Origin of the sequence: Lysinibacillus halotolerans (genome assembly GCF_003711845.1) — a bacterium.
GTDB classification, from domain to species: Bacteria; Bacillota; Bacilli; order Bacillales_A; family Planococcaceae; genus Ureibacillus; species Ureibacillus halotolerans.
On sequence record NZ_RHLQ01000001.1, the window covers coordinates 100,268 to 113,527 of the forward strand.

Annotated in this window: 16 protein-coding genes; 15 read left to right on the forward strand and 1 reads right to left on the reverse strand. The window is 35.8% G+C overall.

What is annotated here, in order from left to right:
- Window positions 1-4 precede the first annotated feature (4 nt).
- The 11 genes from EC501_RS00485 to EC501_RS00535 all read left to right on the forward strand — a co-directional run bounded on the left by EC501_RS00485 (window position 5) and on the right by EC501_RS00535 (window position 8,109).
- Window positions 5-1,198, forward strand: coding sequence for an MFS transporter (locus EC501_RS00485; RefSeq protein ID WP_122970330.1), 1,194 nt, complete (start codon window positions 5-7; stop codon window positions 1,196-1,198).
- A gap of 108 nt (window positions 1,199-1,306) precedes the next feature.
- Entirely contained in the window at window positions 1,307-1,642 is a 336-nt protein-coding gene (locus tag EC501_RS00490; protein ID WP_122970331.1) for a putative DNA-binding protein, read from the forward strand.
- A 15-nt stretch (window positions 1,643-1,657) separates the two neighbouring features.
- Window positions 1,658-3,016, forward strand: a complete 1,359-nt coding sequence (ffh, locus tag EC501_RS00495) for a signal recognition particle protein (protein ID WP_122970332.1) — start codon at window positions 1,658-1,660, stop codon at window positions 3,014-3,016.
- Window positions 3,017-3,121: 105 nt separating this feature from the next.
- Window positions 3,122-3,394: a 30S ribosomal protein S16 gene (gene rpsP, locus EC501_RS00500; protein ID WP_122970333.1), complete on the forward strand. Its 273-nt coding sequence runs from the start codon at window positions 3,122-3,124 to the stop codon at window positions 3,392-3,394.
- 14 nt (window positions 3,395-3,408) lie between these two features.
- On the forward strand, window positions 3,409-3,642 hold the full coding sequence (locus tag EC501_RS00505) for a KH domain-containing protein (protein ID WP_122970334.1): 234 nt from the start codon (window positions 3,409-3,411) through the stop codon (window positions 3,640-3,642).
- A gap of 329 nt (window positions 3,643-3,971) precedes the next feature.
- The gene (gene rimM / locus EC501_RS00510) at window positions 3,972-4,490 is read left to right on the forward strand and encodes a ribosome maturation factor RimM (protein WP_122970335.1); all 519 of its coding nucleotides are present in this window, start codon (window positions 3,972-3,974) and stop codon (window positions 4,488-4,490) included.
- Entirely contained in the window at window positions 4,490-5,218 is a 729-nt protein-coding gene (gene trmD / locus EC501_RS00515; protein ID WP_122970498.1) for a tRNA (guanosine(37)-N1)-methyltransferase TrmD, read from the forward strand. Before rimM ends, trmD begins: the two co-directional genes overlap by 1 nt.
- A 135-nt stretch (window positions 5,219-5,353) precedes the next feature.
- Window positions 5,354-5,698 carry a 50S ribosomal protein L19 gene (gene rplS / locus EC501_RS00520; RefSeq protein WP_036171707.1) on the forward strand — a complete coding sequence of 115 codons (345 nt, stop codon included), beginning with the start codon at window positions 5,354-5,356 and terminating at the stop codon, window positions 5,696-5,698.
- Between the two features lie 104 nt (window positions 5,699-5,802).
- Window positions 5,803-6,366 carry a signal peptidase I gene (gene lepB, locus EC501_RS00525; protein WP_122970336.1) on the forward strand — a complete coding sequence of 188 codons (564 nt, stop codon included), beginning with the start codon at window positions 5,803-5,805 and terminating at the stop codon, window positions 6,364-6,366.
- Between the two features lie 96 nt (window positions 6,367-6,462).
- Entirely contained in the window at window positions 6,463-7,341 is an 879-nt protein-coding gene (ylqF, locus tag EC501_RS00530) for a ribosome biogenesis GTPase YlqF (RefSeq protein WP_122970337.1), read from the forward strand.
- 270 nt (window positions 7,342-7,611) lie between these two features.
- Entirely contained in the window at window positions 7,612-8,109 is a 498-nt protein-coding gene (locus EC501_RS00535) for a VanZ family protein (RefSeq protein WP_122970338.1), read from the forward strand.
- A 138-nt stretch (window positions 8,110-8,247) separates the two neighbouring features.
- On the opposite strand, the gene EC501_RS00540 is transcribed toward EC501_RS00535, so the two are convergent.
- Complete coding sequence (locus EC501_RS00540; protein WP_122970339.1) at window positions 8,248-8,778, reverse strand: PCYCGC motif-containing (lipo)protein; 531 nt, start codon at window positions 8,776-8,778, stop codon at window positions 8,248-8,250.
- Window positions 8,779-8,954: 176 nt separating this feature from the next.
- On the opposite strand from EC501_RS00540, the gene EC501_RS00545 reads away from it, so the two are divergent.
- The 4 genes from EC501_RS00545 (at window position 8,955) to sucC (ending at window position 13,259) form a co-directional block, all read left to right on the forward strand.
- Complete coding sequence (locus EC501_RS00545) at window positions 8,955-9,743, forward strand: ribonuclease HII (RefSeq protein ID WP_122970340.1); 789 nt, start codon at window positions 8,955-8,957, stop codon at window positions 9,741-9,743.
- Window positions 9,740-11,638, forward strand: coding sequence for a hypothetical protein (locus EC501_RS00550; protein ID WP_122970341.1), 1,899 nt, complete (start codon window positions 9,740-9,742; stop codon window positions 11,636-11,638). Before EC501_RS00545 ends, EC501_RS00550 begins: the two co-directional genes overlap by 4 nt.
- A complete protein-coding gene (locus EC501_RS00555) occupies window positions 11,635-11,934 on the forward strand; it encodes an EscU/YscU/HrcU family type III secretion system export apparatus switch protein (RefSeq protein WP_122970342.1) in 300 nt (99 codons plus the stop codon). Before EC501_RS00550 ends, EC501_RS00555 begins: the two co-directional genes overlap by 4 nt.
- A 164-nt stretch (window positions 11,935-12,098) precedes the next feature.
- The gene (gene sucC / locus EC501_RS00560; RefSeq protein ID WP_122970343.1) at window positions 12,099-13,259 is read left to right on the forward strand and encodes an ADP-forming succinate--CoA ligase subunit beta; all 1,161 of its coding nucleotides are present in this window, start codon (window positions 12,099-12,101) and stop codon (window positions 13,257-13,259) included.
- Window position 13,260 lies beyond the last annotated feature (1 nt).

Genomic DNA, 13,260 nt, shown 5'->3' on the forward strand with positions numbered 1-13,260 from the left:
CAATATGAAGCGTCCAAAATTATGGACGAAAAATTTCGTTATGATATGGGGTATTAATTTTTTTACACATATTGTGTTTTATAGCTTGTTAGCTACTGTTACTCTACATGTGACTACCAATTTTGGAATGAGTCAAGGAGCAGCGGGATTAGCCGTTGGGATTTATGTTTTGACGGCGCTCATTGCACGTTTATTTGCAGGGAAAATCGTAGAAGTAGTTGGGAGTAAAAAAATTCTTGTTATTTCGGCAATCTTTTTCTTTATAGCGGTTTTAGCCCACCAATTCGCCTCATCCTTTTCCCTCCTCATGATCATTCGAGCAATGCATGGGTTTACCTTTGGCTTTTTAATGACAGCAGCTGGCGCGATTATGGCCGATGTAGTGCCGGATGAACGTCGTGGAGAAGGAACGGGCTATTATGCAACCGCAATGAACATTGCGATGGCGATTGGACCTTTTATCGGGATAATCATTATGAGAACGGCTACTTTTGAAATGTTGATATGGATTTTAGTTATAGTAGCCTTTTGTAATTTAATCGGTATATTTTTAACCGTTGCTACGCCAATACAACAAAAAGGGGATCAAAAGGTATCATTAACCTTTACATGGAATGATGTATTTGAGAAAAAAGCATTACCGATTGCCCTTTGTATTTTTACGTTAGCACTTGGTTACTCGAGTTTACTTTCTTTTTTATCCCTTTATACAGCCGATATTGGTTATGCATCAGTAGGAACATATTTTTTTGTTGTGTACGCGATTGCATTAGTTTTGACAAGACCAATTACTGGACGGTTATTTGACCGTTTAGGGGAAAATAAATTAACGTATCCAATGCTTACGATATTAGTAGTCGGTTTTTTTGTCCTCAGTCAAGCAAATAGTAGTTGGATGATTTTGCTATCTAGTGTCTTCATCGGAATTGGTTACGGGACAGTTCAATCCAATTATTTAGCTATTGCTATTAAGGAAGCTGATTCACACCGGAAAGCGACGGCAACTTCAACCTTTTTCATCTTTATGGATTTGGCAATTGGAGTAGGGCCATATATTTATGGGTTATTATTAGGGCAAATGAGTTATCGTTCGGTGTATAGTTTGACGGTAATTTGGATTTTACTTTCTATCGTTGTTTATTTTGTATTCCATGGTCGTAAAGCGAGTATTCGCCAACATCTACCGTTAGAAAACTAGCGAATAAATTCTACATAGAAAACCTTTTTGGACAAGGAAATTTCCTTGACAGTATATTTGAAAACATATATGATACAGTAGACAAATTATGATTGGAGAGATATTTTGATGCTTATTGAAAAAACAACACGCATGAACTTTCTCTTCGACTTTTATCAAGCATTATTAACAGATAAACAAAGAAGTTATATGGAACTTTATTATTTAGATGATCTTTCGTTAGGTGAAATTGCTGAAAGCTATAAAGTTTCCCGTCAAGCTGTATATGATAATATCCGTCGTACAGAGGCGATGCTTGAGGAATATGAAGATAAACTAAGATTATTTGAAAAATTTGGTGAACGTCAGCAAATCTTAGAGCAATTAACAATTGCAATAAAAGACGAAACGAAAACGGTTGAAGATCGTCTTACATTAATTAATCAACTAAAAGAAACGGATTAGGAGGCTAAACTAAACATGGCATTTGAAGGGTTAGCAGAACGACTCCAAGGAACAATCCAAAAGATTAAAGGTAAAGGTCTCGTTACCGAACAAGACGTTAAAGCGATGATGCGAGAAGTTCGACTTGCATTGATCGAGGCAGACGTTAACTTAAAGGTTGTTAAAGAGTTTGTTAAAAAAGTAAGTGAACGTGCAGTTGGCACTGAAGTGATGAAAAGCTTAACGCCAGGTCAACAAGTAATTAAAATCGTTCAAGATGAGTTAACATCATTAATGGGTGGCGAACAAAGCCCAATTAAATTTAATACAAAACCACCGACAGTTATTATGATGGTCGGTTTACAAGGTGCCGGTAAAACGACAACTACTGGTAAATTAGCGAACGTATTACGAAAAAAATATAATCGTAAACCTTTATTAGTAGCTGCGGATATTTATCGACCAGCTGCCATACAACAACTTCAAACATTAGGGAAGCAACTTTCCATTCCTGTATTTGCCTTGGGCGATCAAGTTTCCCCTGTGGAGATTGCACGCCAAGCGATAGAGCAAGCAAAAGAGGAACACCATGATGTTGTCATTATCGATACGGCCGGTCGTTTGCATATTGATGAAGAACTAATGGATGAATTGAAAAATATTAAAGCGTTAAAAGAGCCTGATGAAGTATTTTTAGTTGTTGATGCGATGACTGGGCAAGACGCCGTTAACGTAGCCCAAAGTTTTAACGAAACAATTGGAATTACAGGCGTTGTTTTAACGAAGCTTGATGGTGATACGCGCGGTGGTGCTGCGCTATCTATTCGTGCTGTAACAGAAAAACCGATTAAATTCGTCGGTATGGGTGAAAAAATGGATGCCCTTGAACCATTCCATCCAGAACGAATGGCTTCTCGTATATTAGGGATGGGTGACGTTCTTTCATTAATTGAAAAAGCACAAGCAAATGTTGATATGGAAAAGGCGAAGGAATTGGAAGAGAAATTCATGAACCAAAGCTTTACCTTTGATGACTTTGTTGAGCAGCTTCAAGCAGTGAAAAAAATGGGGCCCCTTGATGAAATTTTGAAAATGTTACCAGGTGCCAATAAAATTAAAGGTCTTGATAACGTTAAAGTAGATGAAAAACAAATGGGACGAATTGAAGCAATCATTTATTCCATGACATCTGCAGAGAAAAAACATCCTGATATTATCAATGCAAGCCGTAAAAAACGGATTGCGCAAGGGTCAGGTACTTCGATTCAAGAAGTGAACCGTTTACTGAAGCAATTTGAAGATATGAAAAAAATGATGAAACAAATGACAGGAATGTCCCAAGGAAAAGGGAAGAAAAAGATGAAATTACCTGGTTTAGATTCATTATTTAAGTAAAAAGTTGAAGGTTTTTTTTACTGTTAAGAAAAAACACTTTACAAACTACAGAAACATTGATAATATACTATCTTGTGTGAAACTTATTCGGAGGTGCAAGAAAAAATGGCAGTTAAAATTCGTTTAAAACGTATGGGAGCTAAAAAATCTCCTTTCTATCGTATCGTAGTAGCTGACTCTCGTTCACCACGTGACGGACGTCAAATTGAAACAGTTGGTACTTACAACCCACTTACTTCACCAGCTACATTAAACATCGATGAAGAGAAAGCTCTTAAATGGTTAGCTAATGGAGCAAAACCATCTGATACTGTACGTAACCTGTTCTCAGAACAAGGTATTATGGAAAAATTCCACAACCAAAAATTCAGTAAATAATCGGAGGTGGCGTCATGCAGAAGCTGATTGAAACAATCGTAAAACCGTTAGTCGATTATCCGGAGGAAGTTCGTATTGAGACGGATGAGAATTCGAGTCGAATTGTTTATAAACTTTTTGTCCATCCACAAGACAGAGGGAAAGTCATAGGCAAGCAAGGTCGTGTTGCAAAGGCAATTCGTACAATTGTTTATTCAGCTGCAGGCAGTCACCATAAGAAAAAGACTTACGTCGATATATTGGATTAAAAGAAAAGCGAAGGTGGCTTGATGAGCTATGAAGGTGCTTGAAGATTTGATTCTAGCATGCGACTCGCATAGGTTAGTTCATACTGAAGTGACCGTAACAGCTAACCACCAAAGCTGGACATAAAATAGGAGGGAGCCTAGGCTATCCCTTCTTTTTTATTACTCTTTTTAGTATGATAAAGTCGATAGAGTGAAGGATATAAATATAGAAAAATAATCGACTACATGTAAATACTTCAGTTTTGGCAGTTCCCTTTAAGTAAGAAATGTGAGCGGATTAGGGGACAGTTATTCTGAAGTAGAACGGATTGAAGGGTGGAATAATGACTATGGAATGGTTTAATGTAGGTAGAATCGTGAATACACATGGAATTCGTGGTGAAGTTCGGGTTCTTTCTTCTACAGATTTTGAAGAAGTTCGGTTTGCCCCAGGGAGTAAACTGGCGGTATTCAAAAAAGATGAAAATAAACCAACGTGGGTTACGGTAGAAAGCTCTCGTCGCCATAAAAACTTTATATTATTAATGTTTAAAGGTTACGATAACATTAATCTTGTAGAGCCATTTAAAGAAGGTCTTCTAAAAGTAACGAAAGATCAACTTGCGGATGACGAATTAGAGGAAAATGAATATTACTACTTTGAAATCATGGACTGTGAAGTGTTCTCTGAAGAGGGAGAAAAAATCGGAACGGTTTCAGATATTTTACAAACTGGTGCCAATGATGTATGGGAGATTAAAGCACCAAACGGGAAAAAACATTATATTCCGTACATTGAGGATATTGTAAAAGAAATAGATGTAGATGAGAAAAAGATTACGATTCACGTTATGGAAGGGCTTTTATGATGAATATACATGTTTTAAGTTTATTCCCAGAGATGTTTACAGGTGTTTTCGGTTCATCTATTTTGAAAAAAGCTCAAGAAAAAGAAGCTGTAACATTATCCGTATCGGATATTCGTGAATTTAGTAATAATAAACATAAACAAGTCGATGATTATCCTTACGGTGGAGGAGCGGGGATGGTATTAAAACCGGAACCAATGTTTCAAGCGGTAGAGACGATTACAGAAGGCCGTAAACCGCGAATTATCCTCATGTGCCCTCAAGGTGAACGATTTACTCAAAAGAAGGCAGAAGAGCTTGCTAAAGAGGAAGAACTTGTTTTCTTATGTGGGCATTATGAAGGGTATGATGAACGAATACGACAACATCTTGTTACAGATGAAATTTCCATCGGTGATTTTGTTTTAACGGGTGGAGAATTACCTGCGATGACGGTTATTGATGCTGTTGTAAGACTACTGCCTGGCGTTTTAGGACAAGAAGATTCCCATATCCATGACTCCTTTTCCACGGGGTTACTTGAACACCCTCACTATACACGTCCAGCAGAGTTTAGAGGGATGAAAGTGCCTGACGTTTTATTATCTGGTAATCATGCAAACATTGAAAAATGGCGACAAGAACAGTCATTAAAACGTACGTTTGAAAGACGTCCTGACTTACTAGAACAAATGGAATTAACAAAGGACCAACAAGCTTTTATTGAAGCTTTAAAGAACCAAAAATAATTTATATATTACTTGCATAAATCAATAGTTTTATGGTAATATTCAATCTGTGCTTCTTTTATGAAGTGCTGAATTACGGTGTTCCGCTGTGGCCAAAGAGGACTGCAAGAGCATCTGTCTAAGGAGAGAAAAACAATGTCAAATATTATTGCAGAAATTACAAAAGAACAACTTCGTTCTGATCTACCAACTTTCCGTCCTGGTGACACTGTACGTGTACACGTGAAAGTAGTAGAGGGTACTCGTGAACGTATCCAAGTTTTCGAAGGTGTTGTTATTAAACGTCGTGGTGGCGGAATTAGCGAAACTTTCACAGTTCGTAAAATTTCTTACGGTGTTGGTGTTGAACGTACATTCCCTGTACACACTCCAAAAATCGCTAAATTAGAAGTTATCCGTCGTGGTAAAGTACGTCGTGCTAAACTTTACTACCTACGTAACCTACGTGGTAAAGCAGCTCGTATTAAAGAAATTCGATAATCACTTTTTAAGAAAGGGGGCTTGTTTGCAAGCTCCCTTTTCTTTTTGCTTGTCATAGATCATCCATTTACAATAAAATAGTGTTAGATGGGGGGATTTCTCTCGTGGAGAAAACAAAAAAAGAAAAAAATGAACTTTGGGAATGGATTAAAGCACTCGTTATTGCCTTTGGAATAGCTCTTATTATTCGCTATGTATTCTTTACACCAATTGTAGTTGATGGTGAATCCATGATGCCTACATTAAAAAATGGTGACCGAATGATTGTAAACAAAATTGGTTATAAAATCGGGGAACCGGATCGATTTGATATTGTAGTATTCCATGCACCAGAAGGTAAGGATTACATTAAACGGGTAATTGGACTTCCAGGGGATCATATCGAATATAAAGACGATCAGCTCTATATTAATGGAGAACCAATTGATGAGCCTTATTTAGACGAGTATAAATCCCAAATAACTGAGGGTACACTAACACAAGACTTCACTTTAGAAGAAATTGATCCAAATTTAGAAGTTGTGCCAGAAGGATACGTATTTGTCATGGGGGATAATCGTCGTTATAGTAAAGATAGCCGCCATATTGGGGTTGTTAGTCAAGATGAAATTATCGGAGATACAAGTATCGTATTTTGGCCATTAAGCGAAATGAAAATTGTAGATTAATTTTTCGATTGAAGGAGGTTCTATGCAATCTCCTTTTCTTTTTGATACATAAGAAAAAAGTAGTAAACATCAAGATTACATAAGGAGGAAAACAACATGACGATTCAATGGTTTCCAGGACATATGGCGAAAGCTAGACGTGAAGTTCAAGAAAAACTAAAGCTTGTTGATATTATTTTTGAACTAATCGATGCCCGATTACCTCTTTCTTCGAGAAATCCGATGATTGACGAGGTGATTAATCAAAAACCTCGACTTCTCATTTTAAATAAGGCTGATATGGCCGATGAAACGGAAACGCATAAATGGGTTCAGTATTTTGCAAATAAAGGTCATATGGCTGTTGCTATCAATTCATTAGATGGAAAAGGGCTGCAAAAGGTGACAAAAGCTGCTCAAGAAATTTTAGCTGATAAATGGGCACGCATGAAAGCAAAAGGAATGAAGCCTAGAGCAATCCGAGCAATGATTGTAGGCATCCCTAACGTCGGTAAATCAACATTAATTAACCGTTTAGCAAAGAAAAATATTGCAAAAACAGGAAATACACCTGGGGTAACGAAGTCCCAACAATGGATTAAAGTAGGAAAAGAGTTAGAGTTGCTAGATACGCCAGGAATTTTATGGCCGAAATTTGAAGATCAAGAGGTAGGGTTAAAACTTGCTTTAACAGGTGCCATTAAAGATACGATTATCAATATGGAAGATTTAGCAGTGTACGGATTACGCTTTTTATCGATCCATTATCCGAAACGAATGGAAGAACGTTATGGAATTACCTTTGTTCATGAAAATTTAGTTGAAACCTTTGATCATATTGGAAAACGAAGAAATGTATTTGGTCCAGGTGGAGAAATCGACTATGACCAAGTGGCAGAAATTATCGTTCGTGATATACGCAATCAACATTTTGGCAAATTAAGCTTTGATATCGTTGATGAACAATTAGAAAAGGAAGCAGTAGCTGAAAGTTAAAAGCTATTACAATTGAACTTTGTGTAAACGAAGAGCTATCCCTTTTAATGGAAAAATGAGGGATAGTTCTTTTTTAAGCAATGTTGGTATCGTTCATTATTTGACTTAGTTCCAATTTTCAGACCAAATCAACCGTTAAGATGAGAATATAAAGCTATCTGTTTTCTAAGGATACGACCAATGATAAACTATAGTTATCAAAATTTCCCGAATGATTAGTTTTTCCTTAGCTAGATAGTTAAAGAGAAATTGGGTCGGAAAGGAGGATACATGCAAAAAGTAATTAAAATAGCACTAAGCATTAGCTTTATTATCTATCTATTAGCATTGGTTGTTACTTTGTTTTTAGGGACAAGGAGAGGTTATGTATATACAGATTTTTCGCTGTTTGAATATATAAAAAAATCATCTAATATTGTTCCCTTCAAAACAATAAATACATATATCATGGCTATATTTGATGGAAGTATGAATATGGATATACCTATAAAAAATCTTTTTGGTAATTTAATTTTGTTTTTACCTATGGGAATTTATCTTCCATATTTTATAAGAAAAGTAAACATAATAAGTGGGTTTTCTATTTTTATGTTTTTACTGTTATTTGTTATTGAATTCATACAATTAGTTACAAGAAGAGGAAGTTTTGATATTGATGATGTCATTTTAAATATGCTCGGTGCTTTTATAGGTTATAGTATTTGGAAGGTTGTTGAAAGATACTTAAGTAGAACTAATAAGTATTCTTCAATTAACAGTGTCCATTAATTTGGTTTTTGTAAATAAAATACTTTAAAAGGGAACTCCCAAATAACGGGGTTCCCTTTTTGTTTTAAAATCAATAGCGTGGTTTAAGTAGTGCTATCTAAGCTATTATTAGGTAATAGATGCTAAAAGAAAAAATGATTATGCAGGCATGTCCGTAGGAGTAGGCGTTGCGTAACCTTGTTCATATGTCGCATCAATTGCATTTCGTATCTCTTTTAAAGACTTTCCTTGTTGATACATTTGGACAGATGCTACTGCAATTTCTAAACAGACTTGGCAACGAGTGCCGTGGTCATCCCATACAACGGATCCATCATCCCGTTTTTCTGCAATGAAGCAATTTAAATTATTGCGATGACCTGCACTTTCCCCGCACCCACAATAACAAGGAATCCATTTTAATATATCGGTAGCTTGTCCTGCTACTTCATAAACAAGTCGAATATCTTCCGGTTGGGAGTTTAAAAAAGAAGGTAATTGTTTCACAGAATCAGTCACTTCTTGAAGGTCCCCAGAAAGATGGTTGTGGCTAGTTGTTGAATCGTTCTCTAGATGTTGATCAGTATGTTCAGCTGTATGTTCTTCCGTATGTTGTTCATCTTTTGTAGCATTTCCACAAGCGGATAAAAGAAGGAGAATGCTAGCAAAAAGAGGAAATATTTTTTTCATATTATCGTCTCCTCCATTCAATCCATTTCATTATAATCTCACTAAGTATGAAAGAACAATGACAACTATGTTAAATTAATAATGGGTAAGTATAAATACATATTGAATCGAACTCTTGTATGTTTATAAAAGATGCCGATATAAAAAATAGATTTATTTAGGGAAGTGTAATACATATGACAAAAACAGTGAAAGAGATTACGGAAGCTTTACAAGCTGCGAAAGTTTATGCCAGCTGGATGAAGGATATCGAAAAGGATGAGCGGGCTGGAGTTCAAAAAGCTTGGAAACAATGGGTTAGTCGTAGGGAAAAGGAGAAGAAAAAGCGAGAAGAGCACGAGAAAAAAATACAGTTTGATCGTTCCTTTTTGTCTTCGGATCAACAGTTGTTAGTAGGGCTAGATGAAGCAGGAAGGGGGCCGTTAGCAGGACCAGTCGTTACCGCTGCGGTCATTCTTCCAAAGGATTGTGAACCTTTTTTAGGAATCAATGATTCGAAACAACTTTCAAAAAAAGTAAGGGAGGAATTTGCTCAAATTATTAAAGGGCATGCCCTTGCCTATTCGATTCATTTTCAAAGTGCCCAAGTCATTGATGAAATCAATATATACGAAGCAACAAAACAATCGATGAAAAAATGTGTGGAAAGTTTAACAATTCGTCCAGACTTTTGTATTGTAGATGCCCTTGTTTTGCCAATCGATATCCCTCAACAATCAATTATTAAAGGGGATGCCAAAAGTTTGTCGATTGCAGCAGCTTCAATATTAGCTAAAAATGCTCGGGATGAATATATGGAAAAGCTTCATCTTCAATATCCCGCATATGGCTTTGATCAAAATGCAGGATATGGAACGAAACAACATCTTGAAGCCCTTAAGCAATATGGGCCGATAAAAGAACACCGGAAAAGTTTTGAACCAATTAAATCGATGATGGAAAGTAAGGAGAGGTTACCGATATGACATTCACCTCGTTTAGTCCGATACAAATCCAACAAACGAATCGTACACAACAACAGCCCCTCGTATTGAAACAAGGACAAGTTTTTCATGGAACGATTAAGAAATTATATCCAGATCAAATGGCAGAGGTACAAATTGGGCAAACGAAATTTTTTGCCAAGCTTGAAACCCCTTTAAAAGCTGGAGATTCGCATTTTTTCCAAGTAACGGGGATGAACCCTCAAGCAGAGTTAAAAGTAGTTTCAGGTCCAATTCAGCAATCTCAAACGGTAGCCCAGCAAGTGAATCAATTACTTGAAATGATGAACTTGCCAAAAACGGCTGAAATGCAACAATTAGTTGCCTATTTTTTAAGAAATCAACTACCGTTATCAAAAGAACAATTGATACAAGCGGAAAATTGGTTAAATAATCTACCTGCAAATACTTCAAAACAAGAGGGGTTACAAGCTATACAAAAAATGGTGGAAATGAAAATGCCCTTTACAAACGAAATATTTAAAGGATTTCTTTTTGGTAGTAAAACGACTGGGATGTCCAATGCCATTTTAAATTTCACTATCTTAGTAATGGAAAATCAGACCATTCCAAGTTCAGTAAAATCCCAATTAATGCAACAATTACAAACGATTTCAAAACCTTTTAGTTTAGAAACTGGAGGTGTTGTATTATCAAAAGCTATTCAAACTTTAGTAACTGATGCCAATTCTATTCAAAAGACTCAATTAGTCAATTTTTTAAAAGCGGCAGAAATTTTCCCTAAAAATGCAACGATAGAAAATTGGATATCAGAAAGCTTTCAGCAAATTAAAACGTTAGCGAATTATTCCAATCAATCTTCTGCAAGTCAACTCATCCACAATGTGGTAAATGCTAAACCAAATGAAATGTCTCAAATGGTAAAAGAAGTTGAATCATGGATTTCGAATCAAAATCAATTGCAAAGCACCCAAAAAATTGAGTTACAACATTTATTATCCCGTTTTGAAACCCTCCCTTTAAATAAAGGGACAGTTGAATGGTTTGCACAACAACTTCACAAACAATTGATTATAGCTTTTTCTGAAAATACAATGCCTATTTTTTCAAAAGAACAAAATAGTATCACGATAAAAGACCAACTTTTATCCTTATTGAAACCGGAAATGATAAATACTTCATCTCCGTTGTTAAACTTAGTTAAAATCATGAATGAATCGTCTCAACCCGTATTACAAAATATGCTTCTTCAAGCAGAAGCAGAGGTTCAAAAAGCGATTGATAGTAAGGCAATAGAACAAGCTCTTAAAATGATTTTAAAAGGTTTAGGGATGAGTTATGAAGCATCTTTCAATAGTAAAGTTCAAGATTTTCAAGAAGCAGTACAATCATTAAAACCACAATTGTTAACGATTATAAACGATTCGCAAACCTCTCAAGCTTTAAAAGATGCTGCTGACAATATTGTTTCAAGATTAAATGGGATGCAACTACTTTCAGGGGAAAATGGACATCAACATCAACTTATTATGCAAATTCCCCTTCATTTTTTAGGAAAACAAACGGAAGCAACTATCCAGTGGAATGGTCGCATGAAGGAAAATGGAAAAATTGATGCTAATTACGCAAGAATTTTATTTTATTTAAATATGGATGCAATAAAGGAAACGGTTGTTGACATGCAAGTGCAAAATCGTATCATCACACTACATTTATATAATGATCATCCTCAATTAGAGCAATTAGCGGAGCCATTAAAAGAAATGTTAAAAACAGGACTTTTAGAAAAAAATTATCATCTTTCAGGAATATTTATTAAACCTTTTGAAAAAACAGTTTCCCGCCTAGTTTCAGCTAATACGATTGAAAAGAGCAAGGAAGCTAAAAGTCAAAATGGAGTCGATATTCGGATATGAGGGAAAAAAAGTTTGTTCGAAAAGAGGCTATTGCCCTTTCTTATAATCCTGAAGGAAAACAAAGTCCAAAAGTTATTGCAAAAGGGAAAGGGAAGATAGCAGATAATATTTTAGAAAAAGCATCTTCCCATAATGTTCCTATTTATGAGGATAAAAATCTTGTCGAACTATTAGGAAATCTAGATTTAAACGAATCAATACCGGAAGAATTATACGAAGCAGTTGCTGAAGTATTTGCTTTCATTTATAGACTTGATCGCAACTATCAAGAGAATAATGATAAAAAATTGTTATAAAAAAATAGAAAATATAGATAGACTGATAGCGATAAAATAGATAATATTGTAATAAAATAACTAATATCATACAAATAATACTAATATAGACTTTATCAGAATATTTGTATAGAATGGTTATGGTTAACAAAATTATTTCCACAAGATTGATGGGAGGATGTATCATGAATATCCATGAGTATCAAGGGAAGGAAATCCTTAGAAAATATGGAGTAGCTGTTCCAAATGGAAAAGTTGCCTTTTCACCCGAAGAAGCAGTAAAAGTGGCGAAGGAGCTCGGTTCAAATGTAATCGTTGTCAAAGCCCAAATTCATGCTGGGGGTCGAGGTAAAGCAGGGGGTGTCAAAATCGCGAAGAACTTAGAAGAAGTTCGTACTTACGCGAAAGAGTTACTAGGGAAAATTTTAGTTACTCATCAAACGGGTCCGGAAGGTAAAGAAGTAAAACGACTTTACATTGAAGAAGGATCAGATATTAAAAAAGAATATTACTTAAGTTTTGTTTTAGATAGAGCAACTTCACGAGTTACTTTAATGGGCTCAGAAGAAGGCGGTATGGATATTGAGGAGGTAGCTGAAACTTCTCCAGAAAAAATTTTCAAAGAAGTGATCGACCCTGTTACAGGATTACTTCCATTCCAAGCTCGACGAATGGCGTTTAATATGAATATACCAGCAAAGCTTGTGAATAAAGCGGCAAAATTAATGTTAGGACTTTATGAAGCCTTTGTTGAAAAAGATGCATCCATTCTAGAAATTAATCCATTGGTCGTAACTGGTAATGAAGAAGTCGTAGCGCTAGATGCTAAATTCAATTTCGATGCAAATGCATTATATCGCCATAAAGATATTGTTGAACTACGAGATTATGATGAAGAAGATCCAAAAGAAATCGAAGCATCAAAATACGATCTAAGTTATATTCCGTTAGATGGCAATATCGGTTGTATGGTAAATGGTGCAGGCCTTGCAATGGCTACAATGGATACGATTAGTTACTACGGTGGGAAACCTGCAAACTTCCTTGACGTTGGCGGCGGTGCAACAACAGAAAAAGTAACGGAAGCATTTAAAATTATTTTATCGGATCCAAACGTAAAAGGTATTTTTGTTAACATTTTCGGCGGCATTATGAAGTGCGATGTAATCGCAGAAGGGGTTATCACTGCTGCTAAACAACTAGGTTTGAAAGTACCTTTAGTTGTACGTTTAGAAGGAACGAATGTGGATTTAGGAAAAGAATTATTAAATGCATCTGGTTTAAATATAGTGGCGGCAGATTCAATGGCTGATGGCGCTGAAAAAATTGTGGAACTCGTAGGTTAAG

Excerpts from the sequence above, each read along its gene's own strand:
- EC501_RS00550 (WP_122970341.1), top strand. The coding sequence starts at position 9,740 with ATGACATTCACCTCGTTTAGTCCGATACAAATCCAACAAACGAATCGT.
- rpsP (WP_122970333.1), top strand. The coding sequence starts at position 3,122 with ATGGCAGTTAAAATTCGTTTAAAACGTATGGGAGCTAAAAAATCTCCT.
- EC501_RS00490 (WP_122970331.1), top strand. The coding sequence starts at position 1,307 with ATGCTTATTGAAAAAACAACACGCATGAACTTTCTCTTCGACTTTTAT.
- EC501_RS00505 (WP_122970334.1), top strand. The coding sequence starts at position 3,409 with ATGCAGAAGCTGATTGAAACAATCGTAAAACCGTTAGTCGATTATCCG.
- rplS (WP_036171707.1), top strand. The coding sequence starts at position 5,354 with ATGTCAAATATTATTGCAGAAATTACAAAAGAACAACTTCGTTCTGAT.
- rimM (WP_122970335.1), top strand. The coding sequence starts at position 3,972 with ATGGAATGGTTTAATGTAGGTAGAATCGTGAATACACATGGAATTCGT.
- trmD (WP_122970498.1), top strand. The coding sequence starts at position 4,490 with ATGAATATACATGTTTTAAGTTTATTCCCAGAGATGTTTACAGGTGTT.
- EC501_RS00545 (WP_122970340.1), top strand. The coding sequence starts at position 8,955 with ATGACAAAAACAGTGAAAGAGATTACGGAAGCTTTACAAGCTGCGAAA.
- ylqF (WP_122970337.1), top strand. The coding sequence starts at position 6,463 with ATGACGATTCAATGGTTTCCAGGACATATGGCGAAAGCTAGACGTGAA.
- EC501_RS00555 (WP_122970342.1), top strand. The coding sequence starts at position 11,635 with ATGAGGGAAAAAAAGTTTGTTCGAAAAGAGGCTATTGCCCTTTCTTAT.
- EC501_RS00485 (WP_122970330.1), top strand. The coding sequence starts at position 5 with ATGAAGCGTCCAAAATTATGGACGAAAAATTTCGTTATGATATGGGGT.
- EC501_RS00535 (WP_122970338.1), top strand. The coding sequence starts at position 7,612 with ATGCAAAAAGTAATTAAAATAGCACTAAGCATTAGCTTTATTATCTAT.
- ffh (WP_122970332.1), top strand. The coding sequence starts at position 1,658 with ATGGCATTTGAAGGGTTAGCAGAACGACTCCAAGGAACAATCCAAAAG.
- EC501_RS00540 (WP_122970339.1), bottom strand. The coding sequence starts at position 8,778 with ATGAAAAAAATATTTCCTCTTTTTGCTAGCATTCTCCTTCTTTTATCC.
- sucC (WP_122970343.1), top strand. The coding sequence starts at position 12,099 with ATGAATATCCATGAGTATCAAGGGAAGGAAATCCTTAGAAAATATGGA.